We start from the raw sequence: 25,431 nt of genomic DNA on the forward strand, positions 1-25,431 counted from the left end.
GACATGTTGCTTACGCGGCTTCGCCGCGCTCCTCGATGGTCGAGAGGATGCTTGCGATATTGCTTGCTGGCGCGCCAATGGCCCCGGCGATGTTGCTGGCAGGCGCCCCGATGCACGACACGATCGAAGCGATAAGCTCATCACGTGAGGGCATTGCAGCGACGGCTTTGACACCGGCAGTATCCAGAGCCGTTCCACCCATGCTACCGCCGAGAATCTGAAACTTTTGATTCCCTTTGGCATATTCGTCCGCCACCTTGGCTGCTGCCACGGGGTCTTCGGAATAGGACAGAACGGTCATGCCCGTGAGCAGATCGGCCATTGCGGCCGAATCTGATCCCTCAAGGGCGATCTTGGCGAGCTTGTTCTTGGCAACACGCACGGACCCGCCTGCTTCACGCATACGCGCGCGCAGATCCTGCATCTCGGCAACTGTCAGACCGGCGTAGTGGGCAACCACAACGACGCCAGAGCTTTCAAAGATCTGGCCGAGTTCCTCGACCACTTTCTCTTTCTGGGCTCTATCCACAGTTTCACTCCAAGTTTGGAAGAGTCTCCCCCTCCGGCTCTCATTTACCCCGGCGAATGCCGAGGGTCGGGTCCGTTTCAGGGTCCCGAGGCCAAAACCGCCCGAGGGAAAATCCCTCTGAAAGTTCGTCTCGCTTCCCATCTCAGGAAGGATTTAACGGCCCTTCGGCCCACCCTCCGTCTCGGACAGGACAGGGCCTTGCGGCCCTGCCATCGGCAGACTTCTCTGCCAGATCTCGCTTAGTTACCCGTTGCGTTGGCAACGTCAACAGTTACGCCGGGGCCCATCGACGAGGTGAGGTTCACCGCCATCATATAGGTGCCCTTGGCGCCGGTTGGCTTGGCCTTGCTCACGGCGTCGACAAAGGCGCGCACGTTTTCAACCAGCTTGGCCTCATCGAACGATGCCTTGCCGACACCGGCGTGCACCACACCGGCCTTTTCGGCCTTGAACTGAACCTGACCACCCTTGGCGGCGTCAACCGCCTCTTTCACATCCATGGTCACCGTCCCGATTTTCGGGTTCGGCATCAGGTTGCGCGGACCAAGGATTTTGCCAAGACGACCAACGACCGGCATCATGTCGGGCGTGGCGATGCAGCGGTCAAAATCGATCTTGCCGCCCTGGATCGCTTCCATCAGATCCTCGGCGCCGACGATATCGGCCCCGGCTGCCGTGGCCTCATCGGCCTTGGCGCCACGGGCGAACACCGCAACGCGCACCGTCTTGCCGGTGCCGTTGGGCAGGTTCACCGTGCCGCGGACCATCTGGTCGGCGTGGCGCGGATCGACACCCAGGTTCAGGGAAATCTCGATGGTTTCATCAAACTTCGCGGTGGCGTTGGATTTGACCAGCTTGACCGCATCTTCAACGGTCAGATTGGCCTTGCCAGCAACAGCTTCGCGGGCGGCGCGGATGCGTTTTCCGAGTTTTGCCATCTTACTTCACCTCGATGCCCATGGAGTTGGCAGAGCCAACGATGATCTTCATGGCGGCTTCGACATCCGTTGCGCTCAGATCTTTCATCTTCGCTTCGGCGATCTCGCGCACCTGCTTGACAGTGACGCTGGCCACAATGTCACGGCCCGGCTTGGGCGATCCCTGTGGGCGCGCGCGCTTGCCGACAGGCTTGAGACCGGCAGCTTTTTTCAGATAGTAGGACGCCGGCGGAGTCTTGATCTCCATCGTGAACGACTTGTCCTGAAAATAGGTGATGACCGTCGGGCAAGGGGCGCCCGGCTCCATCTCCTGGGTCTTGGCGTTGAATGCCTTGCAGAATTCCATGATGTTGATGCCGCGCTGGCCCAGTGCGGGGCCGACGGGTGGGCTTGGGTTGGCTTGACCCGCCTTGATTTGCAGCTTCAGGCTGCCGACTTTCTTCTTGGCCATCTGGCCTCTCCTTTGTCACGAACGGATCGAAACCCGTCCAACAACGACCGCAGGGCGCGCCCCTTGATCTTGGGTTGTCGTGGTCCGGTCAGGGGCCGCGGCCCCGCGCCTTCCACGGTTGACGTCAGATTTCTTTCGAAACCTGCGTAAATTCCAGCTCGACCGGGGTGGCCCGGCCAAAGATCGACACCGTCACCTTGAGTCGCTGGTGTTCATCATCGACACTGTCGACCATGCCCTCAAAGCCCTCAAACGGCCCGTCGGTGACCGCCACCTTTTCACCGATCTCAAAGGAAATCAGGGTGCGCGGCGCGTTTTCATTTTCCTCAACACGGTTGAGGATCTGGTTCACCTCGGCGTCGCGCATGGGCATCGGGCGCCCCTGGGGGCCAAGAAACCCCGTCACGCGGTTGATCGAGTTGATCAGGTGATAGCCCTGATCCGACATTTCCATACGCACCAGAACATAACCGGGCATGAACCGCCGTTCGGTCGGCACCTTTTTGCCGCGCCGCACTTCGATCACTTCTTCGGTGGGAACAAGAACTTCTTCGATCTCTTCCTCGAGACCCTTCTCGATCACCTCAGTGCGAATCTGTTCGGCGATTTTCTTTTCGAAATTCGAGAGCACGCTCACCGAATACCAACGCTTCGCCATGTTGCCATCGCCCTTCCGTATCGCCGGACCGTGCCGGAACTGTCTTTCGTTTCAGGCGATTACCCGCCCTGCCCCAATAAAAATCGGCGCGCCTTGCGAATCGAGGCACGCCAATAGTGGGGATCGCAGCATCGCTTAACGCCGTTGCGCCAAGGGTTCAAGGCGTTTTCAGCCAAACATGCCCAATACAGCCTGAAGCCCGGTGCGGATCAACAGATCCACAAGAAAGAAAAACGTCGCGGTCAGCGTCGCCATGATGAACACCATCACGGTGGTCAGCACCACCTCGCGCCGGCTTGGCCAGACGACCTTGGCGATTTCGGCACGTACCTGCTGAATGAACTGAAGCGGATTGGTCTTGGTGGCCATAGATGGGTTCCTTGCGTGATGGGTGGGACTTGCACATCCGACCCCGGGTAATCAAGCCCCAACTTCCAATTTGATCGGGATATCCCCTGTAAACCTCAGCCCGTGGCATTCCGATCAATGGGGCGACAGCATGGCCGGCCCCAATGAGCCATGGCGGGGCGGATGGCGGCAAACACGCCGCCATCGCTGATCCCGTCGATCTGCGCCACCCCGATTCGCGCAGAGAAAAAGGCCCCGTCGCCAGTCATCAAAGGGAGCTGAATGACCGGCTTTTCAAATCCCTTCGGTTCTCCTTGAATTCCTGCCTTGATTTCCCTGGCGAATGGCCTTACCCACGGCCCCGGCACAGGGGTTTAGCTCAGTTGGTAGAGCATCGGTCTCCAAAACCGAGGGTCATGGGTTCGAGTCCCCTAGCCCCTGCCAGCCCAAATCAGGTGTTTCCAGCGACATTCCTGCAAATTGATCAGAAACGCCGTCCGGCGAATCCCGGTTTCCGGCATTCACGCTGTTTCAGATAGAATCGGCCCCCGGGCGACAGGGGCCGCCCGGGGGTATTCACCACACCATAATTTCAGACTTGGCCGAGAAAGGCGTCGATCCCGGCCTGGGCGACGGCCCGATCCTGATCCGGGGTGCCTGAACTGACCCCGATACCGCCGACGACCTCGCCGTTGACAATCACCGGCAAGCCGCCGCCAACCACCATCAACCGCCCGCCAATGGCCGATGCGATGCCATAGGCGGGTGCGCCCGGCTGGCTGGCGGTGCCATAGTCATGGGTCGCTTTCTTGGCGCCGGCTGCGGTAAAGGCCTTGTCTATGGCGATGGTTGTCGATGTCACCTTGCCGCCATCCATACGCCGGAACGCGATGAGCTGGCCGCTTTCATCGGTGATCGCGATACACATGGGCACGCCGATTTCAACCGCATGGGCCGCCGCTCCGGCAATCAGGGTGTCGGCATCGGCGGCGTCAAGCCGGGTGAATGTCATCATGTCATTTGTCCTTTCTGGGGTGTTCCAGCCACATATGTCTGTGCGATGGCGCGATCATCGCCCATCATCTGAAGCACGAACAATTCTTCTGTCAGGGTTTCGGCCCGGCCCATCCGCAGGGCCATGGCCGGTGTAGCATGTGAATTCAGAACAACAATATCAGCCTCGCTTCCAACATCCAGCGTTCCGATCTTGTCAGCCATACCCAAAACCTCGGCATTGCCACGGGTGATCCAGTGGAACGCGCGCAGGGCGTGCAATTTCTGGTCTTGCAGTTGCAGAACCTTGTAACCCTCGTTCAAGGTCTGGAGCATGGAATAGCTGGTTCCGCCCCCGATATCCGTGGCAATGCCGCTGGTCACACCGCGCCCGCGCAATCCGGCATCGTCAAACAGGCCGCTGCCCAGAAACAGGTTCGACGTGGGGCAGAACACCGGGTGAGAGCCGGTATCCGCCAGCGCCTGAATTTCCCGATCCTTGAGATGGATGGCATGCCCCAGCAAAGTGCGCGCCCCAAGCAGGCCAAAACCTTCGTAAACGTCAAGGTAATCGCGCGCCGCCGGATACAGTTCGGCGGTAAAGGCGATCTCGGCGAGGTTCTCTGACAGGTGGGTCTGAACATAGCATTCGGGGTGTTCAGCGGCGAGCGCGCCGGCCATTTCCATCTGCTCCGGTGTCGAAGTGATCGCAAATCGCGGGGTAATCGCATAGGACGCGCGCCCCTTGCCGTGCCAATCTGCAATCAATTGCTTGCTGTCGTCATATCCCGATTGCGCCGTGTCAAGCACCCCATCGGGGGCGTTGCGATCCATCATCACCTTGCCGCCGATCATGCGCATGTTGCGGGCCTCGGCCTCGGCAAAAAATGCCTCGGCCGAGGCCTTGTGAACCGAACAATAGGCAACAGCGGTGGTGGTGCCGTGATCGCTGAGCAGGGTGCAGAACCGCCCTGCCATCGCCCGGGCATGTTGTGCGTTGGCATATTCGGCCTCTGCCGGAAAGGTATAGCCGTTCAGCCAGTCCAAAAGCTGGCTGCCCCAGCTTGCCACGATCTGAACCTGTGGAAAATGAATATGGGTGTCGATGAACCCGGCCATCATCAGGTGCGGACGATGATCGGTGACGGGGGCGTCGGGGGCCGTGGGGACCACATCAGCGAAATCACCGCTGGCAACGATCATCCCGTCCCGGATCAACAGCGCCCCGTCTTCCAGATAGGTATAGGCGTCGGTATCGTCCCCATCCGTTGGTTCGTGATGGAACGTCAAAAGACGCCCCCGCAACAGCGTGTCGGTCATGGTATGCCTCTTTGGTGAATGGGGCCGGGGCGGCCCGGGATGGGCGCCCCGGCTGATACGTCAGACGGTTTGTGCCGGCGTATTGTCGTCGATGAAATCGGGTTCGTCGGGAACAATGATCCGATGCTCCAGATCCTCTTTCGGGGCAAACATCGGGTAAAAGTAAAGGAACGCGCCAACGATCAGGTAACCGATCGTAATGCCGTCAAGCTGCGGCATTTGCAGGGTAAACGAATGGATGATCCCCACCGATGACATCACGGCAGCGGCCACCGCAAAGCCGCCCGCAGTGCGGAACCGCCCGTCGATGACATCGGCCACGATCGCGCCCCAGATCAGCCCGGTCAAAATCGCCCCCTGGCTGAGCGCAAGGTGGCCCTCGTAATGGGCGCCTTCCTGCAACAACGCCTGTGTCAAAGCGGAATCTCCCAGCGACGGCAGGCCCTCAACCCCCGTGTTGCGCAGGGCATTCATCAATGACCCCCACTTTGTCATAAGGAATTCCGAAATATGCGGCAGGATCGCAAAGGAAACGGCGGCCATATGCGCGGGCTTTACTGCAAAGGCGGTATTGGTGATCAGGCTGACGGAAACGAACACGAGAACCGGCGCAGCGGCGGCAATCGGGATCAGCCCCGCAAGGAACGACAGGAACCCAAGGAACGCGGCGGCGCCAATGACGACAGCCACGCCAACGATATATCCCGCATGGGCATCAAGACGCTTGTAAGCCGGGTGACCGATGTAAACCGTTGTTGGAAAGGGCGAACCGAACAGCGCGCCGATCATCGTGCCCACACCATCGGTCACCTGACAGACACCCACCGGATAACTGTCGCCCGCCGCTTCGGCGGATTCGACGTTGTTCATGGTTTCGATGAAGTTATAGATTTGCACGGGGATCAGCACGAGGAACAATTCGGGGTTGCCGAACAGGTATTGAATGCCCGCGATCATATCACCGAAATACGGCACCGGCGGATAGAACCCGATGCCACTGACGTCAAACGTGGATTCGCCCAGAAAAATCGCAATGATTGTCCCGGCGCCGATGGCAACCAACCCGGCAGGAATATTGCCCGGCAGGCGGAACCGGCCAATCAGCCCCCAGAGAATGAACAGCAGCGAGGTAAACCCGATGATCGGATGTTCAAAAATCTCGGCCAAGGGCACCGAGCCGATAAACACCAGTGCAATACCGCAAAGGGTGCCCAGCATCCCGGCGCGCGGGGTGATCCGTTTCAGATAGGGACCGACGAGCGCACCAAGGGCCGCGACGATACCGCCCATGAAACCGGCCCCAATGCCAACCTGCCAGGCCAGAAGCGGGTCTTGCGTCGCCCAATAGATCGGGCCGATCACGCCGAAAAGATAAACGAACATCACCGGCGTCGAGATACCGTAAGGCAGGGCGGTTACGTCCTTGCCATACTTTTTGGCGGCCCATTTCGCCATATAGGTATAAACGACCACCCCGGCGAGAATGGCGATTGCCGCCCCCGGAACGATGCGGCCAAACACGATTTCGGCGGGCATCTGAAACACGAACTGACAGACCCCCGAAAGGATCAGCAGATTGACAAGGTTGTCGGTAAACAGCGCCCAAAAGGCGCTGAAATCGCTCCTTGTGAACATTTTGTAACTATGGGTCGCGTCTGACATTGGGGGTCCCTCCCTTGGTATGTCACATCCTGCGCCGCCCCTCCTCAGGCGGTTGCGCGGGATGGTGTGCCGTTATTCGGCAGGCTCAGTTGGCTGAATTGCAGGTGTGGTAAGCCGGGCCATGACTTCGGCCACGACAAAGGCGGCGATCACCTCGGGCCGCTTGTCGGCGCTGCCTCCTGCTCCGATGGGGCAGGTCAATTGCGCGATTGCCGCGTTTGGCGCCTCGCTTTTGCAGAACCGCTCAAACCGCACACGTTTGGTGGCAGAGCCGATCAACCCGACATAGGCCGCATCCCTGCGCGCCAGCGCCTCGGCGGTCAGCAGGAAATCAAGCGCGTGATCGTGGGTCAGAACAATGAACGCACTGCCCGGCGGCGCGTTTCGAATGTCGGCCTCGGGCAGCGCGGACAGGCGTTTCTCAACATCCGCCGCTACCAACCCAAGTTCATTCGCCCGGCTGTCGATCACAATGCAACGCACGGGCAGAGCCTGAAAAAACACGGCCAGCGCCCGCCCCACATGACCAGCGCCCAGCACATAAACATGGGGCAAAGCGGAAATGCGGGCCTGTTCAGCGGCGCAGGTCGCGGTGCGATCCTCGGCGCCCATGCGGATCAGCCGCAATTCAACGCGCCCGCCGCAACATTGGCCAATTTCGGGGCCAAGGGGCACATCCATATCTTCCGAAACAGCACCAGAGCGCAGCATCACCCGCGCCTTGTCGATTGCCATATATTCCAACTGGCCGCCGCCGATTGTTCCGTGCAACCCATCGGGCGCGACGAACATCTCGGCCCCCGCCTCGCGGGGGATGATCCGCGCACGACTGTCAGGCGCACGTGAATCACCGCAGGCTGAGTATCCAGAAACGCGAAAAGCGACATCGCTCAGGCCTGCCGCAGCCGCTCGATGGCCAGCAAGACACGTTCCGGCGTTGCGGGCGCGTCCAGCCTTGGGCATGTCTTGTAATCCCCGACGCTGGCCACGGCATGAGACAGCGCCTCAAACACCGAAATACCCAGCATGAACGGGGTTCCCCCACGGCCTTTGACCGTTTGACAGTGTTTTCCCGGTTTTCCGACCAATCAGCCAAAGCCACGTTGAAAACACGCGGACGATCCGAGGCAAGCGGGATTTTATAGGTCGAGGGCGCATGGGTGCGCAACTGGCCCTGCTTGTCCCACCACAGCTCTTCCGTGGTCAGCCATCCCATGCCCTGAACAAACGCCCCCTCGATCTGGCCCTTGTCGATGATCGGATTCAGCGAACGCCCGACGTCATGCAGAATATCCGTGCGTTCCACCCGGTATTCGCCAGTCAGGGTATCGACCGACACCTCGGAACAGGCCGCACCATAGGCATAATAATAAAACGGCCGCCCCTTGCCCGTGGCACGATCCCAGTGAATTTTCGGGGTTTTGTAAAATCCAGCCGCCGAAAGCTGAATCCGCGCCATATAGGCCTGTTTGATAAAGTCGGCAAAGGGAATGACCTCATCCCCCACCTGCACCGCATTCGCGACAAATCGGACATTGCCCACCTCGGTCTGCCAGCGTTCGGCGGCAAAATCGACAAGGCGCCGCTTGATCTGAAGCGCGGCATCCTGCGCCGCCATGCCGTTCAGGTCAGACCCGGACGACGCAGCCGTGGCCGAGGTATTCGGCACCTTTTCCGTCGTGGTTCTGGTGATCTTGATCTTGTCCACATCGACCTGAAGTTCGTCCGCGACCACCTGCGCGACCTTGGTGTTCAGCCCCTGCCCCATTTCGGTGCCGCCGTGGTTCAACTGGATCGACCCATCGGAATAGATATGCAGCAAGGCGCCGGCCTGATTATACCATGTGGCCGTGAACGAAATCCCGAACTTTACCGGCGTAAGCGCAATACCCTTGCGGATGATCCCACCAGCGGCGTTCCAGTCGAGAACCGCGCGCCGGCGCGCCTGATAGTCGGCGTTTTCTTCCAGCTCCTGCACGATCCGGGGCGCGATGTTGTCTTCGACGGTCTGATGATAGGGCGTAACGTTGCGCCCGTCGTCACCATAGAAATTGCGTTTGCGGATTTCCAGGGTATCGACACCGCGATGATAGGCGATTTCCTCCATGATCCGTTCTGCCGCGACCACGCCCTGCGGGCCGCCAAAACCGCGAAAGGCGGTGTTGGACACGGTGTTCGTCTTCATCGGATGCGAATGCAAAAGAACGTTGGGATAGTAATAGGCGTTATCCGCGTGAAACAGCGCCCGATCCGTGACCGGGCCGGACAGATCCGAGGAAAAGCCGCAGCGCGCCGCAAAATCACCGGACACCGCTTCAATCCGGCCATCGTCATCAAAGCCCACTTCGTAATCAATCACGAAATCATGGCGTTTTCCCGTGGCCGTCATATCATCATCGCGGTCCGGGCGGATTTTGACAGCGCGGTTCCATTTCTTCGCACCAATGGCAGCGACGGCGCAAAACAGGCTCATCTGGGTTTCCTTGCCGCCAAAACCGCCGCCCATGCGGCGCACGTTCACGGTGACGGCGTTGGACGGCACCCCAAGAACATGGGCGACCATGTGCTGGGCCTCGGACGGATGCTGGGTTGACGAATGAACCATCACATCGTCGTCTTCACCGGGGATGGCAAAGGCGATATGCCCCTCAAGATACAGGTGATCCTGGCCGCCAAGGCGCAGCTTGCCCTTGACCCGGTGTTTGGCTTTCGCCATGGCCTGTTCCGCCTGACCACGCTTCAGCGTCAGGGGCGGCGTCACATAGCCCATATTGGCCGCTTGCGCCGCTTCCGGGTCAAGCGCGAAAGGCAGGTCTTCGTAAGTGACCTTGGCCAGCTTCGCCGCACGGCGGGCCGCATCGCGGGTTTCGGCAACGACCGCGAACATCGGCTGGCCCCAGAATTCCACCTTGTCGGTTGCAAGGACCGGCTCATCATCCAACCCCGTCGGGCTGACATCGTTGACCCCGGGAATATCCCCGGCAGTCAGAACGCCAACAACGCCCGGCGCGGCGCGCACCGCACTCAGATCAAGATCGCGGATCAATGCGTGGGCGCGGGTGGACAGCCCAAGATAAGCGTGCAGCGTGCCGGCTGGCTCTGGGATGTCGTCACAATAATCCGCGCGCCCGGTGACGTGTTTGATCGCGCTTTCGTGGTGCAGGTCACTGTGAACGCCGCCCTTGATCACCTCAGCGGCCGGCACGATTTTGTCGGTTTTCATTTGCATGTTCTCCCCCTCACGCGCTCAGCCGCACAGGTGCCGCAGCACCCTGTTGTTCCAGCCAGAACCGGCGGAACAGGTTTTTCGACACCTGCAACCGATAATCGGACGAGGCCCGCCAATCGCTCATTGGGGTGAAATCCTCGCCAAGATGCTCGGCGGCGGCAATCAACGCTGCCTCGCTCCAGGCCGCCCCCACCAGTGCGGCCTCGACCGTTGCGGCACGTTTGGGCGTCGCCGCCATACCGCCAAAGGCGATGCGGGCGGCCGCAATCGTGCCGTTCTCGACCGTGAGATTGAAAGCAGCACAGACCGACGAGATATCTTCGTCACGGCGCTTGGAAATCTTGTATGCTGCGTGCCGCGTGTTGGTGGCGGGGCGCGGTACGGATATGGATTCCAGAAACTCGCCTGCGGCCAGATCCTGTTTGCCATAGTCGATGAAATAGGTCTCGATCGGCAGGGTCCGCCGCGCGGTCCCCCGGCGCAGGGTGATCGACGCCCCCAACGCGATCAGAACCGGCGGCGTATCCCCGATGGGCGACCCGTTGGCCACATTGCCGCCAATCGTGCCCATATTGCGGATCTGCCAACCGGCGATGCGGTCCCAGAACTCTGCAAGGTGGGGATAATCGGCGCTCAGCGCTTCGCGGCTGTCGGTATAACTGACCCCGGCGCCGAACCGGATTGCATCGTCGCCAACCTCGATCGCGCGCAATTCATCCAGGTGGCTCAGGAAAACCACAGGGGAAATATCACGCAGGAATTTGGTAACCCAAAGGCCCACATCCGTGGCCCCGGCAACGATGGTGGCTTCGGGGGTTTCCAACAGCACATCGGCCAGATCATCAACCGAGGCGGGCAGAATGCATCGGCTGTTGTCTTTGGTCACCTCAACCCGCTGGCCATCGCCAAGGGCGGCCAGCCGGGCAGTGATATTCTCACGTTCGCGGGTTATGACGTCATTTCCCGGGGTGCCCAGCCGTGTCGCGGCCTTGGCGGCGCGAATGATCGGTTCATACCCGGTACAGCGGCAAAGATTGCCCTGAATCGCGGTTTCGATCTCGGTTTCATTTGGGTTGGGGTTTTCCATCCACAACCCGTACAGCGACATCACGAACCCCGGGGTGCAGAACCCGCACTGGCTCGCGTGATGTTCAACCATCGCCTGTTGCACCGGGTGCAACCGACCACCGGGGCCGGACAGATACTCAACCGAAACCACATGGCAGCCATCAAGGGACGCCAGCAACCGGATACAGGCGTTGACCGGCTGATAGCGCAGAACACCGTCCTGCAATCGCCCGACCAATATCGTGCAGGCACCGCAATCCCCCTCGGCGCAGCCCTCTTTTGCACCGGTCAGGCGTTGCTCGATGCGCAGAAAATCCAGCAACGTGTCGCTGGCGCCTACGCGGTCCAGGGTGATGGTTCTGTCGTTCAGAATCAGCCGAATTTCGGATCTGTTGGTCATCTTTCCTCCCATGCCTGCTGGCGATAACGACGCTGGCAATGGCAAATTACCTTTTCTGATTGGTCGAAAATACGGGGCAAAGTGGTAAGCTATTTCAACGAATCGTTGATAATCAAAGGAAGACGCCCGTGCCCTATCTGGAAAGTCTGCGCGTCTTTGTCCGTGTCGTCGAACTGGGCAGTATCACGGCGGGGGGCGCGATCTGCGGTTGACGCCAGCAGTTGCCAGCAATCGTATCAAGGAATTGGAGAAACGTCTGGATGTGCGGCTGTTCAACCGCACCACCCGGAAACTGACCCCGACCGAAGTGGGTCAGACATTTTACGACCACGCCCGTCTGGTGGTGCAATCCCTGGAGGATGCCGAGGCCGCCATCTCGGATTATTCCGAACATCTGCACGGCACGGTCCGGGTCACGGCACCCTTGGGCGTGGGCAAACGAATCGTCGCGCCGCTGATCCCGGAATTTGTCGATGCCTATCCGAATGTGTCCGTGCGACTGCGCCTGTCGGACCGCAAGGTGGACATCCTCGAAGACAGTCTGGATGTCGCGTTCTTTGTTGGGCGCCCGCCGGATTCGAACCTCAAATTACGCAAGATCATGGACACCCATCATGCCCTCTGCGCCGCACCGGCCTATCTGGAGCGCTTCGGCGTGCCCAAAACGCCCGATGATCTGCACGCGCACAATTGCCTGCTGCTGCGCTATCCAAGATCACCGGAATGGTTCTGGACCCTGAAAACACCCGACGGGCCACTCCGGCTGGATGTCACCGGCAGTTATGATTCCGACGATGGCGATGTTCTGACCAACTGGGCACTGGCCGGGCGCGGCATCATCAACAAGCCGCGCTTTGATATCGCCGAGCATCTGGCGAACGGCGCGCTGGTCGAAGTCTTGCCCGAAACCCCGCCTGAATCGTCCCTGCTGGGGTGCCTCTACCCCCATCGGCGGCTGCAAGACACCAAGGTCCGCCTGTTCATAGATTTTCTGCTGGAAAAATGCCGTGACCGGCTCGCCTCGGCTGAAGGACAAGCAACGCCCCCTACCCCGACCAATAGGCTCTGGCCCATGCTAAGGGCTGTTGACGTTCAGGATTCCCAAATCAGCTAATTTCTGATTCATATGTGCCCCCCTATGGCAATGGCTGATTTTGTCTCGTTGCGTTGATCGGTTGCTTTCATATGCCCGGCCTGTTTGTGCGACATCTTTCTGCCGCTGGCCCTGATGGAAATCCGCCGGTGAGGTCCCTGATCAAGTTCGCGTGCTTTTGAGGCACGTTGAATCAGACGGGTTAAGGATGGTTTTAGGGTGGTTTTAGGGTGGTTTGGGGTCCACCGTGGACCCCGTACCCCGTCCACTGTGGACCCCGTCTCAATCTCGGGCTCTGTGGTCGGTTCCAGCGCCTCAACCTTGGCCAGATTGATCCGGTAAACGACTGTGAATCCGTTCTTACAGGTCCGTGCGCCAGTCTCGATCAAGATGCCTTCCTTCAGGAACTCGCGGACAGTTCGCTTGACCGTGATCTCCCCCAGCTCGGTGTGCCGCTGGATTGTGCCCTTGGAACACCAGATGCCGGAACCATCGTCGCTCGCCTTGTCGGCCAGAAACATAATGATCTGCTTGCGCGCGGCGCTGCCAAAGCGGCGGTCGGCGCATTCATTCGCGACGCGCCAGCTCATTGCAGGGCCTCGCCACGCCCGAAACCGGCCTCAACTTGTACAGGTTTTGTACAGAAATCCTGTCTGCCGCCCCAGATTTCGCGGGAAATCAAACGGGCGTTGCTGCAACCACTTTCGAAAGCATTTGAGAAAACGCCATATTTTATTGGTTTTTTTGGTGACCCCGGCAGGATTCGAACCTGCAACCTGCCCCTTAGGAGGGGGCTGCTCTATCCAGTTGAGCCACGGGGCCGGGCCTGACTGTGGTTTCATACAATGGCGTTCGGGGCGTGTCATCCCGAAACCGGGGCGGATTGGCAGAGCGGATTGTCAGGTGGGGCCAATCCCGGTGGCCATTGCCGCGGCCATACACCAAAGGGCTTGGCCTGCCCCATGGTTTTCAGGTAACACATCCCATACTCACAAAGGACCGCCCCTGTGCCATCAGACCCACTGTTGCCCCACCGCCGTCAACTGACCCTGCGCGATGTGTCCGAGGAATCCGGGGTCAGTGAAATGACCGTCAGCCGGGTGTTGCGCAATCGCGGAGATGTCAGCGCGGCGACACGCACCAAAGTTTTGGAAACGGCCAAGCGCATGGGATATGTGCCCAACAAGATTGCCGGTGCGCTGGCCTCATCGCAGGTCAATCTGGTGGCGGTGATCATTCCCAGCCTGTCCAACATGGTATTCCCCGAGGTGATGACCGGCATTTCCGACGTGCTGGATGATACCGAGCTTCAGCCGGTGGTGGGGGTTACGAATTATCACCCAGAGCGGGAAGAGGATGTTCTGTACGAAATGCTGTCCTGGCGACCTTCGGGCATCATCATCGCCGGGCTGGAACATTCCGACGCCAGCATGGCCATGCTGCGCGCCAGCGGCATTCCCGTGGTCGAAATCATGGATGTGGACGGCGAAGCGGTGGATGCGGTCGTGGGCATTTCTCATCGGCGGGCCGGGCGCGAAATGGCCAAGGCCATCGTGAAACAGGGGTTTGAAAGGATCGGATTCCTCGGCACCAAGATGCCGCTGGATTTCCGGGCGCGCAAACGTTTCGAAGGATTTACCGAAGCGCTGGCCAAGACCGGGCTGGAGGTGGTCGAACAGGAATTCTATGAGGGCGGATCGGCCCTGCTGAAGGGGCGCGAGATGACGCAGGCGATTCTGGCCCGCGATCCCGATCTCGATTTCCTCTATTTCTCCAACGATATGATTGGCGCGGGCGGGCTTTTGTATTGTCTTGAAAAAGGGATCGACGTGCCCGGCAAACTGGGGATGGCCGGGTTCAACGGTGTCGAATTCCTGCGCGGCCTGCCAAAACAGCTCGCCACCATGGATGCTGGGCGGATCGAGATTGGCCGTGCCGCCGCGCAGATCATCGCGGACCGGGCCAGCGGGCAAGTGACCGAAGGCGGTCAGCGCATCGAACTAACGCCCAAATTGGAGCCGGGCGACACCCTGCGCCGTTACAAGGGCTGATCGCCGGCAAGGCGCGATAAACCGCCCCCGCCACAGAAAAGATTTGACGGCGCCCGCCCCACACATGACCCTGCCCTTGCCCCAACAGGAGAACGGACATGTACATTGACGCAATGGTCGCCCCGGTCAAAACGGCGCGCAAGGCCGAATATACTGAAATATCGCGCCAGATGTCGGCCCTGTTCAAACAACACGGCGCCCTGTCCTATGTTGAATGCTGGGGGGAGGATGTGCCGGCAGGCGAACACACTGTGTGTGTTCACATGCTCTGAACAGTAGTTTCACAAGGTTTGATACCGGACTAAGCCGGTAGTCCTGTGGCTATCCGGGACCGCCCGGTGATCCTGATTTTTGCCACCACGCATGGATTGCGCTTTTGCCGACGCGGCGGTCGGGCGGGAAGTGGGTGCGCACGTCGTTGGCGATCTCGTGGAATGTCAGCCTGTCGAGCCGTGCGGTGACGAAGGCGCGCAATTCCGGGTCGGCGTCCCGCTTTGCCATTTTGCCGGGGCGGTGATTGCGGCGGTGTTCGGTGGGCGGAACGGTGGGTTCGGGCAGGGTCTTTAAGCCTTCGTTAAACGCCCCTTCCATGGCCAGTTCAAGATCGGCCAGTGCACAGGCCTGTGCGGCGAGAACACCGGATGTCAATGCCTTCGCCTGCGCAAGCTCTGACCGCGCATCCCGAAGCGCCTTGCGCCAATCGCTGCGCGGCACGTTCCGGTCACATTCTCTGTCAATATCATCCATTATCTATTCTCGATCACATGGCGGGGCGGGCGTGGGGTGTTGGTGCCGCGGGTCCACCGGCGGACGCTCACGTCGCTGGTGCGCAGACGGCGGGCAATACCGGCGGTGGTTTCGCCCTCGGCATAGAGGCAGAGCGCCAGCCAGCGCGATGCCAGCGGAACGCGATAGATTTTCAGGCCGCACCGGGCCTGTAACGCGGTTTCCCTTTCGGCCCCGATCACGCGGGATACCATGCCGTCACCGCGCGGCGTGGCGGACAGCGCCACTTCGGACCCGCCGAATTCCAGCAGGAACCGGATCGCAAGGGGATAGCCCAGAACGTCAACAAATGGGTCAACCTGGGCCGGGGGCAGCGGATAGTTCGGATCATCTTGCGGCATGTCGGGTAGGGCCTTGTCGGTCGGGGGAAACACTCCGGCTGGGCAGAGGAAACCGCCAGCCGGAGTGTTGTGCGTTCCGCAGAGGGGGATTGCGGAACGTGCAGCAAGCCGGGCCATGATCGCCCCCGGCCTGCCGATCTCAACTTGAAAGCGAACCGGGTTTCAGGCCCAGTTGTGCGCAGATCGCCGTTTCCTCAACGGACGATGCCCACCCGTGATTTTGCGTGTGGGGCGGCTGTGCGCGCAAGCCTGATGGTTTTGTCAAATGGCCGAACATGGGAACAGACGTGGCAATGAAATTGTCAAAAGCGGCCTCATTGGACTGGCAAAGTGCGGTCGCCCATTCGCGGATGGGCGTGGTCAGATAGCCTTGCGCGAAGGCATCATTCACCTTTTGTGTCAATGAGCGTTCAAAACTGACCCGGTTTCAGCATTTGATTTTGACCCGCCTATTGGGAGGCAAAGCCCTCAGGCGGGCCGCCCTCATATAGCGAGTCCGTCTGTGGGCTTTGCTTGCGGTGCGGTTATTCTTCTCTGCGGCTTTTGCTCTGCGCGAAGCGGTATGAGGTGTTGCCGGTCTCGATGATGGCACAGTGGTGCGTGACGCGATCCAAGAGCGCGGTTGTCATCTTGGCATCCACTGCCCGGCAGTCGCTGCTTGCAGCGATGAGAGGGGCCGAAGACAGCGACCCATTCCCCGAACTCCAGATTGGTGGTGATGATGACGCTGGTTTTCTCGTAGAGCTTGCTGATCAGGTGGAACAGCAGTGCGCCGCCGGATTTCGGGAAGGGGATGTAGCCCAACTCGTCGATGATGGCGCAATCCAGGGCCGACAGTTGCCGGATGATCTTCCCGGCGTTGCCATCGGCCTGTTCCTTGATCCACTGCCCGGCAGTGCATGTTTACATGCATGAGAGGGAGGGCATTGATCAGATCGACGGCGTTGAAGAAGCGGGCCTTTTTGCCGTTGTTGATCAAGGCGGTTCCAAGCGCGATGGCGATGTGGGTTTTGCCTGTTCCGGTTCCACCCACCAGGATGAGGTTGTGTGCCTCTTCGGTAAACTGGCCCGAGCAGAAGGGCTCGATCCGGGCCTTGGTGACGGCTGCCGCGCCGTAATCGAAGGTGGCGAAGTCCTTGTGATGCGGGAACTTCGCGATGCGCATTTGATACTGGCCTCTCGGCGATGCAAAGCATCGCCTGTCAGCTAATAGATGGAGCGCACCCGGCGCTCTACAGTTTCTGCGTCGATCAGTTGCTTTATCGCTGTGGTCAGACTGGGCGGCTTGCGCGCGGACAGCAAATCATGTGCGCAAGCTGCCATTCCATGCAGCCTCAGGGCGGTCAGTTGATCAATGAGAGCGTTCATATGACGGCCCCCTCTGCCGAGCACAGCGTTTCATAGCGCTTACAATCGGCCTCCGGGCGCAGGGTCAGCTGTGGATAGACGTATGTTTCGCTCAAGGAGGTGATGACCGGCTCGACCAGCTGGTTAATCAGGTTGATGATGGCGGGCAGGCGCAGGGTGTTTTGCTCCACCGCCAGATCACACGCAATCTCGACGACCTCGATCCGGTGATCCTGGGCCAGCAGAAGCAGATCGACAAACTCCCGATCCCCACCTTTGCCGGCCATGTAATGTTCCCTGATCCGATGCATGGCATCTGGCAGTTGCCAATCCACGAAGGGCGCCCCGTTGCGCAAGGCACCGGGTTTGCGATCCAGCAGAGGAACATAATGCCACGGCTCAAAGTAGCTGATGTTGCGGGTGAAGCGGCGCCTGTGTTCGGCAATGACATTCTGGCCTGACACCAGCACGATCCGGCCCGCATAGGCGCGCAAGGAGACATGCTGGCCTGCAAACCGGGACGGCACGCTGTAGCGATTGCTGGCATATTGAACCAGGCAGGTGGAGCGGACACGCACCGTCTTCTCCACATAGCCATCAAAAGCCCGCCCCAGGGGGCGCAGCCCGGCGCGTTCATCTTCAAAAACCTCTGCAACCGTGCGGGTCGAATGTTCAGGATGAGCGCGATTTGCCAGCTCCTCGCAGCGCAGGCGCAACCAGTCGTTCAGCCCATCCAGATCATCGAAGGCTGGCATTGGGGCAAACAACCGGCCTCGCAAAAACTGGACCTGGTTCTCGACCTGACCCTTCTCCCAGCCCGACGCGGGGGGCAGGGCCGTCCAGAAGGGCGCCATTGGTTCAAGCCCAATGGACGGCGGCTCCATGACATAGTGGTTCATCAACGCGAGGAACCGCGGATGGAATATCCGGTCCTTCGAGCGGGAGACATAGGTCACCATCGTTTTGGGATTGTCGATGATCCCGGGGCTCCGCCCGTTCACATCTCAAACCGTCCCCCGGACGGTTTGCCACCTTCGGTGGGTCGATAATCCCGGGGCTCCGCCCGTTCACATCTCAAACCGTCCCCCGGACGGTTTGCCACCTTCGGTGGGTCGATGTTCACCCCGTCGCGGGACCCCGCCGTAGAAGGACAACGCCCGCACAAAGGCATCCAGCACCATCTCCTGGGCTTCGCCGGGATAGGCGACGACAAAGGGCTTGCGACTATGGCACAGGCGGAAGTGGGCAACCTTCACCGATCGCTCGACACCGCCCAGGACAACCCGTTCCTCGCTCCAGTCAAATTGCAGCGCGTCACCTGCCGCAAAATAAAGCGGGATAAAAGCCTCGCCCGAACCGGCACCGGCCTGCTTCAGATCGCGGACAAATCGCTGAACCGGCGAATAGGAACCAGGATAACCTTCCGAGACAAGCTGCTCGTAAAGCCTCACGGCCGTTCGCCGTTCCCGGCGTGGTCGCTTCTGGTCCTGCTCGAACAGCTCCTGAAGCCGAAGATCAAACCCGTTGCACAGTTTGTGCCGAACCGGCGGGGCTTGGCGCTGGTAGCTCGGCGGGCTCTCATCCTTCAGATACTTCTTGATCGTGTTGCGCGATAATCCCGTCGCCCGCGCAACAGACCGGATACTGCGCCCTTCAACCAGCACCCACAGACGGATCTTCGATACACTTTCCATCAATAACACCTGCTCTTCCCTCCGCACTTGAAGCGCCGATGTTAACGAAACAGGTGGGTCAATTTTACTCGCTCATAACCCACCTAAGTGGGGCAATTTCGCATGCCGATTCACAGTCTGAGCAGGCCACCCTGCCCCGTTTCCGACCTGGGCAGCGCCCTAAACCACACCCTGAACGAAAATCGCCACCAGCCCCGCGCCAATCAATCCGGCGCGGCGCAACGCCCCCTGCGCCCGATCAATCCGTATGAGATCAGCGTCAACCCCACACCAACCCGCACAAAGGCCCAAAGCGCCCAAAGCGGATCACTGCCAAGGCGGATCAGGTTTTCATTGGCGATCATCCCCAGCGGAATCAGATACAATCCAACGCCCAGTGCCATCGCCGTAACCGCAACCTTCAGCCAGTTTTCGCCCACCATCCCGGCGGCAATGAACACTGCACCGCAGACCGGCGGTGTGATGGTCGAAAGCAGCGCAAACCAGAACACGAACAGATGTGCGGCCAGAGGCTCCAACCCCAGTTGCGTCAGGGCCGGGCCTGCGACGGATACGCAGATCACATAGGCGGCGGTCGTCGGCACCTCCATGCCCAGCAGCAGGCAGGCCAGCGCCGTCAGCAACAGGGCAGGCCACAGCATCCCCCCGCCCCGGACAGGATCACCGAGGTCAGTTTCACCCCCAGCCCGGTGATGCCCAGCACGCCGATAATGATCGAGGCGCAAATGATGATCGACCCGATCATCGCCACCTGACGGCCCACGGCAATACAGGCATCCCCCAGCCGCACCAGCCCCTGCCGCGCATCAAAGCCCGGGCGCACATCAAAGAACAGCGCGCAGGCGGCAACCATGATCGCAAGGCTGGCCGCATATTGCGGCGTGAACCCAAGAGCAAACATCGCCACCAGCAGCACGGTGAACGGCACCGCAAAAAACGCCGAGGTGATCCAGACCGCGCGCCGGGTCGGGCGCTGATCCTCGGGCACACCTTTCAGATCATACCGTTGGGCATAGGCGTTGATGCCCATCCAGACCGCCAGAAAATACAGGATCGCGGGCAGGATCGCCGCCAGCATGATCTGCGAATAGGGAACGCCGGTCAGTTCGACCATCACGAATGCGCCGGCCCCCATCAGGGGCGGCATGATCTGCCCGCCGCTGGATGCCACCGCCTCGACCGCGCCGGCCAGCCGTTTGGGGTATCCCAGCCTGGTCATTGCGGGCAGGGTGATGGCGCCGGTGCTGGCCACATTGGCGCTGGCGCTGCCCGAAATGGAGCCGAACAAGGCCGAGGACAGCACCGAAACCTTGGCCGCGCCACCGTTCAGCCGCCCCGCAGCGGCAGCAGCCACATTCATGAACCCCTGCCCCGCCTCACCCGCGTTCAGCACCGCGCCAAAGATCACGAAAATCGCCACGACACTGACGGAAACGCCGGTCAGGCTGCCCCAAAGGCCGCCTTCGGCAATGGTCAGTGTTCCCAGAAAGCTGGGCAATGGCGTGCCGGAATGGCCGAACTGGCCGGGAATATACTGCCCGAACAACCCATAAAGCAGCGCGCAAACCGCCACCAACGGCAGGGGCCAGCCGATCATCCGCCGCGCCCCCTCAACCGCGATGGCAATCAGCGCCAGCGCCATGGCGATCTGGGCGTTGCCCTCAAGAAAGCCGTATTGATTGCGCAGATCGGCATGGTTCAGGGCAATCCAGCCGCACAGGGCAATGCCCAAACCGGCAATCGCCGCCCCGCTGATCCGTGCCCAACCGCCCACCGCAGGCCGAATGAATACAAAAGGCAACAACAGCGCCATATGCAACGGGCGGCTGACCAGATTGGGCACAAGGCCATAGGCCACCAACCCAAGGTGAAACACCACCACCAACGCCCCCATCGCCACCCAGACGGCGCGACGTTCAGCCATCATGGGGGGCCGGATCGAAGGCGCGTTCATTCTGCAACGACGGGATCTGTCGGCGCGCGGCGGTGACTTGTTCCAGCGGCAAATCAACCATGGCCAGCCCCGGCCCGGCATCGCCCATATCGCACAGAACCTCGCCCCAGGGCGACACGACCAGGGAATGGCCATAGGTGCGCCTGCCGTCCGCGTGCCTGCCCACCTGCGCGGGGGCGATCACAAAGGCGCCGTTTTCAATCGCCCGGGCGCGCAACAGGACGTGCCAATGGGCCTGCCCTGTCGGCACGGTGAACGCGGCAGGGATAAACAAGACCCCGGCCCCGCCCCGGGCATAGCCGCGGTAAAGATGGGGAAACCGCAGATCATAGCAGATCGACAGCCCCATCAACCCCCAAGGCGTTTCAGGCATGACCGCCCGCGTCCCGGCGGCAAAGCGTTCGGATTCGCCTATGGGCTTTTTGCCGTCAAGAAACACATCAAACAGATGAATCTTGTCATATTCCGCCCGGATGGCACCCGTATTGTCGATCAGACAGCCATGGTTCAGGAATTTCCCCTGCGGCCCCAAAACCGGGGTCGATCCGGTGTTGATCCACAACCCATGGGCGGCAGCCACGTCACGGCAGGCGGCGATGAACGGATCATCGCCCGCCGCCACCACCTGTTTGCCCGCGCTGTCGCCATCGCGGTTGCACAGCCCCGCCACTTCGGGCAGGGCCAGCATATCGCACCCTGCCCCGGCCGCCTTTGCGGCGGCATCGCGGACAAAGGCGATGTTGGGGCCATGGGTGTTGGCCGATGTCATCTGTGCGAGGCACAATTTCAGCACATCGGCCACCATCTTATTGCGCCTTCAGTTGCAAACGACGGGCGTGCAGCACCGGCTCGGTATATCCCGAGGGTTGTTCACGCCCCTTGAACACCAGATCACAGGCGGCCTGATAGGCGATGCCATCAAACCCCGGGGCCATCGGGCGATAGGCCGGATCATCGGCGTTCTGCCCATCGACCACGGCGGCCATTTTCTCCATCGCCGCCTGCACCTGTTCGCGCGACACCACGCCGTGATGCATCCAGTTGGCGATATGCTGGGCCGAAATGCGGCAGGTGGCACGGTCTTCCATCAGGCCGACGTTGTTCAGATCGGGAACCTTGGAACAGCCAACCCCCTGATCCACCCAGCGCACCACATAGCCCAGAATGCCCTGGGCGTTGTTTTCCACCTCGTGCCGTTTCTGCGCGTCGGTCCACTGCTGATAGGTGGCCAGCGGAATATCCAGAACCGTATCCACATAGGCCCGCCGCCCGCCTTTCAGCAGCGTTTCCTGCACCGCGAACACGTCAATCTTGTGGTAATGCAGCGCATGCAGGGTGGCAGCGGTGGGCGATGGCACCCAGGCGCAATTCGCACCGGCCTTGGGGTGTTCGATCTTTTGTTCCAGCATCGCTGCCATCATGTCGGGCATGGCCCACATGCCCTTGCCGATCTGGGCGCGCCCCGACAGGCCACATTCCAGACCGATATCCACATTCTGGTTTTCATAGGCGCCGATCCACGCCTTGCGCTTGATGAAATCCTTGCGCGAAAACGGTCCGGCCTCCATCGAGGTGTGAATTTCGTCGCCGGTACGATCCAGAAAACCGGTATTGATGAACGCCACCCGCGATTTCGCCGCGCGGATACATTCCTTGAGGTTCACGGTCGTGCGCCGCTCTTCATCCATGATGCCCAGTTTCACGGTGTTGGCGGGCAGGCCCAGCGCCTTTTCCACCGCGTCAAAGATGCGAACCGTGAAATCCACTTCGGCGGGGCCGTGCATCTTGGGCTTTACCACATAGACCGATCCGTGCAGCGAGTTGCCGCCGTCACGCTGCAAATCATGCATGGCGATCAGGGTGGTGATCATGGCATCCATCATGCCTTCGAACACCTCATTTCCGTCCCGGTCCAGAATGGCCGGGTTGGTCATCAGGTGGCCGACATTGCGCACCAGCATCAGAGCACGGCCCTTTACCGTCACATCCTTGCCATCTGGCCCGGTATAGGTGCGGTCATCGGCCAGGCGACGTGTCACCTGACGCCCGCCCTTTTCGAATACGTCGGTCAGATCGCCCTTCATCAGGCCGAGCCAGTTGCCATAGGCCTGCATCTTGTCCTCGGCATCGACACAGGCGACAGAATCTTCGCAATCCATGATCGCCGACATCGCGCTTTCCAGCTTTACGTCGGCCAGTCCGGCCTGATCGCGGGCGCCGATCATGTGGGTCCGGTCAAACACCAATTCCACATGCAGGCCATTGTTGACCAGCAAAACCGCCTCGGGCGCGCGGGCATCGCCGCGAAAGCCAACAAATTTGGCAGGTGCGGCCAAAGGCATGTCATCCACCAACAGCGCGCCATCCTCAACGTGATAGCGGCGCGCGTTGGCATGGCTGCCCCCGGCAATGGGAAACGCTTCGTCCAGAAACACCCGGGCGCGGGCGACAACACGCGCGCCCCGGCCCTTGTCAAAGGCCCCTTTTGGCGGCGCGCTGCCCATGGCATCGGTGCCATACAGCCCGTCATAAAGACTGCCCCAGCGGGCATTGGCGGCGTTAAGCGCATAGCGGGCGTTGGTGATCGGCACCACCAGCTGCGGCCCCGCAACCGTGGCGATTTCGGGGTCGGTGTTGGCGGTATCAATCTGAAAATCACCACCCTCGGGCAGCAAATAGCCAATTTCACGCAGGAAATCGACATAAGCCGCGTGATCGTGGGGTTGATTGCGCCGCGCGATATGCCAGTCATCAATCTGTTTCTGGATCGTTTCCCGCGTTTCCAGCAAGGCACGATTTTCAGGCCCCAGGTCATGCAACAACGCCGAAAACGCCGCCCAGAAGGCATCGCCGTCCACCCCTGTGCCGGGCAACGCCCTGGTATCAATGAAATCGGCCAGTGCGGCATCAACCTTCAGACCGTGAATTTCCCTGCGCTCTGCCATTCTGGCCCCCTATACGTTAGATTCAGCGCAACCTAGAAAGATCGGCGCGCAGTGACAATAGACCGTGGTATACAATCGGGTCGTTTCTGGGCATCGTTCCCCCAAACCGGCAAACCCCGGCATGATCAGGCACGGTGCGCGCGCAGGGCCTCGGGCACGGCGATCACCAGCAATGCGACAGCAGCGATCACAAACAGCCAAACCCCGACGAACCCGAACAACAGCGCCCCACAAACACCCCCGACCGCAAAGCAGGCGAGGGTCAGACTGTGCAGCCCGAGTTTCGGCAGGGCCTCGCGCCGCGCCCCGTCGCCAGCGACCAGGGCCGCCAATTCGATCCCGATGTCGGTTGCCATCCCCGACACATGGGTCGTCCGCACCCGCGCCCGCGAAATCATCGTCGTGGCGGCATTCTGCAACCCCATGACAAAGCTCAGAACGAACACCAGAAACGTTTCCTGCGAATTGGCGGGCGCCATCGCAAAGACCGCGCCCAGCACCAGCAGGATCACCGCCTCGCTGGCAATCGCAAGGGCATAGACGGAACGCACTCTTTTTCGTTCCCCCGCCTGTATCGCAAGGGCGGCCACACCAGCCCCGCCAACAAAAGCGGCAAGCAACCCGGCAAAGGAAAACGCAACAAGAACCGCGCCATTTGCAAGGTAATCCGCAAAAGCCGAGATATTCCCCGTCATGTTTGCCGTGAACGACCCGGCGATCAAAAAGCCGACAGCGTTCAGCGCCCCCGCAATCGAAGACAGCAGGCCCGCCAGAACCAGATCAATATGCGTGGTGCGCTCATCGCCGACTCTGATCAGCATTGCGGGCCTGCCCAATTCATGTTGGCGCAATAGTATGGCACAGTGTCACGGTTCGTAAAGGTGCCTGCGGCGCAATGCCCCTTTGGCGCAACGTCCCTATTCCGCCGCTGCGCTGTGCTGTTCGGGGGCGATGCGCCCATCTTCCAGGTGGACCCTGCGATCACAGCGGTCGGCCAGTTCCGGCGCGTGGGTGACAAGGATCAGCGTGGCACCGTGCCGGTCACGCAACCCAAACAGCAGATCCATGATCGCCTGTCCGGTGGTGCCGTCCAGATTGCCTGTTGGTTCATCCGCAAGCAACACCGCCGGGCGCGGCGCCGCCGCACGGGCCAGCGCCACCCGCTGTTGTTCGCCCCCCGACATCTGCGACGGGTAATGCCCGCTGCGTGTGCCCAGCCCCACCGCCGCCAGCTCGGCCTCGGCCCGCTCGAACGCATCTTCGACCCCGGCCAGTTCCAGCGGCGTTGCGACATTTTCCAACGCCGTCATCGTCGGAATAAGGTGGAAGGATTGGAACACCACCCCCATATGTTCACGGCGGAACCGCGCCAGAGCATCTTCACCCATATCGGTGATATCCTGCCCCAGCACCCGCACACGGCCCCCGGTGGCGCGGTCCAGCCCGCCCATCAACATCAGGAGAGACGATTTGCCCGACCCCGAAGGCCCGATCAACCCCAGTGTTTCACCCCGCGCCACATCCAGGGAAATCCCTTTCAGGATATCGACCCGCCCGGCATTGCCATCAAGGGACAGGGTAATGTCGCTGAGCGACAGAATCGGGTCTTGCATCAGGTCTACCT

The 25,431-nt window shown here is 60.6% G+C and carries 24 protein-coding genes, 2 tRNA genes and 4 pseudogenes; 4 read left to right on the forward strand and 26 right to left on the reverse strand.

Features of this window, described 5'->3' with window-relative positions:
- Positions 1-10: 10 nt before the first annotated feature.
- The 6 genes from rplJ to AC0L7P_RS01170 form a co-directional block, all read right to left on the reverse strand.
- The gene (gene rplJ, locus AC0L7P_RS01145; protein WP_473434126.1) at positions 11-529 is read right to left on the reverse strand and encodes a 50S ribosomal protein L10; all 519 of its coding nucleotides are present in this window, start codon (positions 527-529) and stop codon (positions 11-13) included.
- Positions 530-768: 239 nt separating this feature from the next.
- The gene (gene rplA, locus AC0L7P_RS01150) at positions 769-1,467 is read right to left on the reverse strand and encodes a 50S ribosomal protein L1 (protein ID WP_473434127.1); all 699 of its coding nucleotides are present in this window, start codon (positions 1,465-1,467) and stop codon (positions 769-771) included.
- Between the two features lies 1 nt (position 1,468).
- Entirely contained in the window at positions 1,469-1,918 is a 450-nt protein-coding gene (rplK, locus tag AC0L7P_RS01155; RefSeq protein WP_473434128.1) for a 50S ribosomal protein L11, read from the reverse strand.
- 124 nt (positions 1,919-2,042) lie between these two features.
- Positions 2,043-2,576 (reverse strand): transcription termination/antitermination protein NusG, encoded by a 534-nt coding sequence (gene nusG / locus AC0L7P_RS01160; RefSeq protein WP_473434129.1) that lies wholly within the window; start codon positions 2,574-2,576, stop codon positions 2,043-2,045.
- A 168-nt stretch (positions 2,577-2,744) separates the two neighbouring features.
- Entirely contained in the window at positions 2,745-2,945 is a 201-nt protein-coding gene (secE, locus tag AC0L7P_RS01165; protein ID WP_473434130.1) for a preprotein translocase subunit SecE, read from the reverse strand.
- 95 nt (positions 2,946-3,040) lie between these two features.
- A complete protein-coding gene (locus AC0L7P_RS01170; protein WP_473434131.1) occupies positions 3,041-3,193 on the reverse strand; it encodes a hypothetical protein in 153 nt (50 codons plus the stop codon).
- A 99-nt stretch (positions 3,194-3,292) separates the two neighbouring features.
- Between AC0L7P_RS01170 and AC0L7P_RS01175 the strand changes: the two genes are divergently transcribed.
- Positions 3,293-3,368 (forward strand) — tRNA-Trp (locus tag AC0L7P_RS01175).
- Between the two features lie 148 nt (positions 3,369-3,516).
- On the opposite strand, the gene AC0L7P_RS01180 is transcribed toward AC0L7P_RS01175, so the two are convergent.
- From AC0L7P_RS01180 to xdhA, 6 genes and pseudogenes are all read right to left on the reverse strand, one after another.
- Positions 3,517-3,939: a GlcG/HbpS family heme-binding protein gene (locus AC0L7P_RS01180; protein ID WP_473434132.1), complete on the reverse strand. Its 423-nt coding sequence runs from the start codon at positions 3,937-3,939 to the stop codon at positions 3,517-3,519.
- Complete coding sequence (gene guaD / locus AC0L7P_RS01185) at positions 3,936-5,237, reverse strand: guanine deaminase (RefSeq protein ID WP_473434133.1); 1,302 nt, start codon at positions 5,235-5,237, stop codon at positions 3,936-3,938. The genes AC0L7P_RS01180 and guaD overlap by 4 nt, the downstream gene beginning before the upstream one ends.
- A 60-nt stretch (positions 5,238-5,297) precedes the next feature.
- The gene (locus AC0L7P_RS01190; RefSeq protein ID WP_473434134.1) at positions 5,298-6,899 is read right to left on the reverse strand and encodes a xanthine/uracil/vitamin C permease; all 1,602 of its coding nucleotides are present in this window, start codon (positions 6,897-6,899) and stop codon (positions 5,298-5,300) included.
- A gap of 72 nt (positions 6,900-6,971) precedes the next feature.
- Positions 6,972-7,691, reverse strand: coding sequence for a xanthine dehydrogenase accessory protein XdhC (xdhC, locus tag AC0L7P_RS01195; RefSeq protein ID WP_473434135.1), 720 nt, complete (start codon positions 7,689-7,691; stop codon positions 6,972-6,974).
- Positions 7,692-7,789: 98 nt separating this feature from the next.
- Positions 7,790-10,122: pseudogene (xdhB, locus tag AC0L7P_RS01200) on the reverse strand (xanthine dehydrogenase molybdopterin binding subunit).
- Between the two features lie 16 nt (positions 10,123-10,138).
- Positions 10,139-11,596 carry a xanthine dehydrogenase small subunit gene (xdhA, locus tag AC0L7P_RS01205; RefSeq protein WP_473434136.1) on the reverse strand — a complete coding sequence of 486 codons (1,458 nt, stop codon included), beginning with the start codon at positions 11,594-11,596 and terminating at the stop codon, positions 10,139-10,141.
- A 128-nt stretch (positions 11,597-11,724) separates the two neighbouring features.
- Between xdhA and AC0L7P_RS01210 the strand changes: the two are divergent.
- Positions 11,725-12,710, forward strand: a pseudogene (locus AC0L7P_RS01210) (LysR family transcriptional regulator).
- An 8-nt stretch (positions 12,711-12,718) separates the two neighbouring features.
- Here the strand turns inward: AC0L7P_RS01210 and AC0L7P_RS01215 are convergent.
- Together AC0L7P_RS01215 and AC0L7P_RS01220 are read right to left on the reverse strand one after the other, a co-directional pair.
- Positions 12,719-13,279, reverse strand: a complete 561-nt coding sequence (locus AC0L7P_RS01215; protein WP_473434137.1) for a hypothetical protein — start codon at positions 13,277-13,279, stop codon at positions 12,719-12,721.
- Positions 13,280-13,434: 155 nt separating this feature from the next.
- A tRNA-Arg gene (locus AC0L7P_RS01220) sits at positions 13,435-13,511 on the reverse strand.
- 185 nt (positions 13,512-13,696) lie between these two features.
- Between AC0L7P_RS01220 and AC0L7P_RS01225 the strand changes: the two genes are divergently transcribed.
- Positions 13,697-14,740 (forward strand): LacI family DNA-binding transcriptional regulator, encoded by a 1,044-nt coding sequence (locus AC0L7P_RS01225; protein ID WP_473434138.1) that lies wholly within the window; start codon positions 13,697-13,699, stop codon positions 14,738-14,740.
- Between the two features lie 98 nt (positions 14,741-14,838).
- On the forward strand, positions 14,839-15,012 hold the full coding sequence (locus AC0L7P_RS01230) for a DUF1428 family protein (protein WP_473434139.1): 174 nt from the start codon (positions 14,839-14,841) through the stop codon (positions 15,010-15,012).
- Between the two features lie 49 nt (positions 15,013-15,061).
- Here the strand turns inward: AC0L7P_RS01230 and AC0L7P_RS01235 are convergent, their stop codons facing one another.
- The 12 genes and pseudogenes from AC0L7P_RS01235 to AC0L7P_RS01290 form a co-directional block, all read right to left on the reverse strand.
- Positions 15,062-15,487, reverse strand: a complete 426-nt coding sequence (locus AC0L7P_RS01235; RefSeq protein ID WP_473434140.1) for a hypothetical protein — start codon at positions 15,485-15,487, stop codon at positions 15,062-15,064.
- A complete protein-coding gene (locus AC0L7P_RS01240) occupies positions 15,487-15,867 on the reverse strand; it encodes a helix-turn-helix domain-containing protein (protein WP_473434141.1) in 381 nt (126 codons plus the stop codon). Before AC0L7P_RS01240 ends, AC0L7P_RS01235 begins: the two co-directional genes overlap by 1 nt.
- Positions 15,868-16,006: 139 nt before the next feature.
- On the reverse strand, positions 16,007-16,270 hold the full coding sequence (locus AC0L7P_RS01245) for a phage protease (protein WP_473434142.1): 264 nt from the start codon (positions 16,268-16,270) through the stop codon (positions 16,007-16,009).
- A 121-nt stretch (positions 16,271-16,391) separates the two neighbouring features.
- Positions 16,392-17,235 (reverse strand): annotated as a pseudogene (locus tag AC0L7P_RS01250) (ATP-binding protein).
- Positions 17,232-18,215 carry a Mu transposase domain-containing protein gene (locus AC0L7P_RS01255; protein WP_473434046.1) on the reverse strand — a complete coding sequence of 328 codons (984 nt, stop codon included), beginning with the start codon at positions 18,213-18,215 and terminating at the stop codon, positions 17,232-17,234. The pseudogene AC0L7P_RS01250 and the gene AC0L7P_RS01255 overlap by 4 nt, the downstream one beginning before the upstream one ends.
- A gap of 123 nt (positions 18,216-18,338) precedes the next feature.
- Positions 18,339-18,908: pseudogene (gene istA / locus AC0L7P_RS01260) on the reverse strand (IS21 family transposase); the annotation flags it as partial.
- A 203-nt stretch (positions 18,909-19,111) separates the two neighbouring features.
- Positions 19,112-19,549 (reverse strand): TRAP transporter large permease subunit, encoded by a 438-nt coding sequence (locus tag AC0L7P_RS01265; protein WP_473434143.1) that lies wholly within the window; start codon positions 19,547-19,549, stop codon positions 19,112-19,114.
- A complete protein-coding gene (locus AC0L7P_RS01270; protein WP_473434144.1) occupies positions 19,525-20,832 on the reverse strand; it encodes a TRAP transporter permease in 1,308 nt (435 codons plus the stop codon). Before AC0L7P_RS01270 ends, AC0L7P_RS01265 begins: the two co-directional genes overlap by 25 nt.
- Positions 20,825-21,667 carry a carbon-nitrogen hydrolase family protein gene (locus tag AC0L7P_RS01275; protein ID WP_473434145.1) on the reverse strand — a complete coding sequence of 281 codons (843 nt, stop codon included), beginning with the start codon at positions 21,665-21,667 and terminating at the stop codon, positions 20,825-20,827. Before AC0L7P_RS01275 ends, AC0L7P_RS01270 begins: the two co-directional genes overlap by 8 nt.
- A gap of 1 nt (position 21,668) precedes the next feature.
- A complete protein-coding gene (locus AC0L7P_RS01280) occupies positions 21,669-23,807 on the reverse strand; it encodes a malate synthase G (protein ID WP_473434146.1) in 2,139 nt (712 codons plus the stop codon).
- A 125-nt stretch (positions 23,808-23,932) separates the two neighbouring features.
- Positions 23,933-24,628: a YoaK family protein gene (locus tag AC0L7P_RS01285; protein WP_473434147.1), complete on the reverse strand. Its 696-nt coding sequence runs from the start codon at positions 24,626-24,628 to the stop codon at positions 23,933-23,935.
- A 96-nt stretch (positions 24,629-24,724) separates the two neighbouring features.
- Complete coding sequence (locus AC0L7P_RS01290) at positions 24,725-25,420, reverse strand: ABC transporter ATP-binding protein (RefSeq protein WP_473434148.1); 696 nt, start codon at positions 25,418-25,420, stop codon at positions 24,725-24,727.
- Positions 25,421-25,431: the final 11 nt, after the last annotated feature.

Source organism: Oceaniglobus sp. K40-3 (genome assembly GCF_055808395.1).

Bases quoted from the DNA above. Each gene is read 5' to 3' on its own strand.
- secE (WP_473434130.1), bottom strand. From the start codon at position 2,945: ATGGCCACCAAGACCAATCCGCTTCAGTTCATTCAGCAGGTACGTGCC.
- AC0L7P_RS01235 (WP_473434140.1), bottom strand. From the start codon at position 15,487: ATGGATGATATTGACAGAGAATGTGACCGGAACGTGCCGCGCAGCGAT.
- AC0L7P_RS01275 (WP_473434145.1), bottom strand. From the start codon at position 21,667: ATGGTGGCCGATGTGCTGAAATTGTGCCTCGCACAGATGACATCGGCC.
- nusG (WP_473434129.1), bottom strand. From the start codon at position 2,576: ATGGCGAAGCGTTGGTATTCGGTGAGCGTGCTCTCGAATTTCGAAAAG.
- AC0L7P_RS01170 (WP_473434131.1), bottom strand. From the start codon at position 3,193: ATGACTGGCGACGGGGCCTTTTTCTCTGCGCGAATCGGGGTGGCGCAG.
- AC0L7P_RS01230 (WP_473434139.1), top strand. From the start codon at position 14,839: ATGTACATTGACGCAATGGTCGCCCCGGTCAAAACGGCGCGCAAGGCC.
- AC0L7P_RS01290 (WP_473434148.1), bottom strand. From the start codon at position 25,420: ATGCAAGACCCGATTCTGTCGCTCAGCGACATTACCCTGTCCCTTGAT.
- AC0L7P_RS01265 (WP_473434143.1), bottom strand. From the start codon at position 19,549: ATGCTGTGGCCTGCCCTGTTGCTGACGGCGCTGGCCTGCCTGCTGCTG.
- AC0L7P_RS01285 (WP_473434147.1), bottom strand. From the start codon at position 24,628: ATGCTGATCAGAGTCGGCGATGAGCGCACCACGCATATTGATCTGGTT.
- guaD (WP_473434133.1), bottom strand. From the start codon at position 5,237: ATGACCGACACGCTGTTGCGGGGGCGTCTTTTGACGTTCCATCACGAA.
- xdhA (WP_473434136.1), bottom strand. From the start codon at position 11,596: ATGACCAACAGATCCGAAATTCGGCTGATTCTGAACGACAGAACCATC.
- AC0L7P_RS01180 (WP_473434132.1), bottom strand. From the start codon at position 3,939: ATGATGACATTCACCCGGCTTGACGCCGCCGATGCCGACACCCTGATT.
- rplK (WP_473434128.1), bottom strand. From the start codon at position 1,918: ATGGCCAAGAAGAAAGTCGGCAGCCTGAAGCTGCAAATCAAGGCGGGT.
- AC0L7P_RS01240 (WP_473434141.1), bottom strand. From the start codon at position 15,867: ATGCCGCAAGATGATCCGAACTATCCGCTGCCCCCGGCCCAGGTTGAC.
- AC0L7P_RS01270 (WP_473434144.1), bottom strand. From the start codon at position 20,832: ATGGCTGAACGTCGCGCCGTCTGGGTGGCGATGGGGGCGTTGGTGGTG.
- xdhC (WP_473434135.1), bottom strand. From the start codon at position 7,691: ATGTTCGTCGCGCCCGATGGGTTGCACGGAACAATCGGCGGCGGCCAG.
- rplA (WP_473434127.1), bottom strand. From the start codon at position 1,467: ATGGCAAAACTCGGAAAACGCATCCGCGCCGCCCGCGAAGCTGTTGCT.
- AC0L7P_RS01215 (WP_473434137.1), bottom strand. From the start codon at position 13,279: ATGAGCTGGCGCGTCGCGAATGAATGCGCCGACCGCCGCTTTGGCAGC.
- AC0L7P_RS01280 (WP_473434146.1), bottom strand. From the start codon at position 23,807: ATGGCAGAGCGCAGGGAAATTCACGGTCTGAAGGTTGATGCCGCACTG.
- AC0L7P_RS01190 (WP_473434134.1), bottom strand. From the start codon at position 6,899: ATGTCAGACGCGACCCATAGTTACAAAATGTTCACAAGGAGCGATTTC.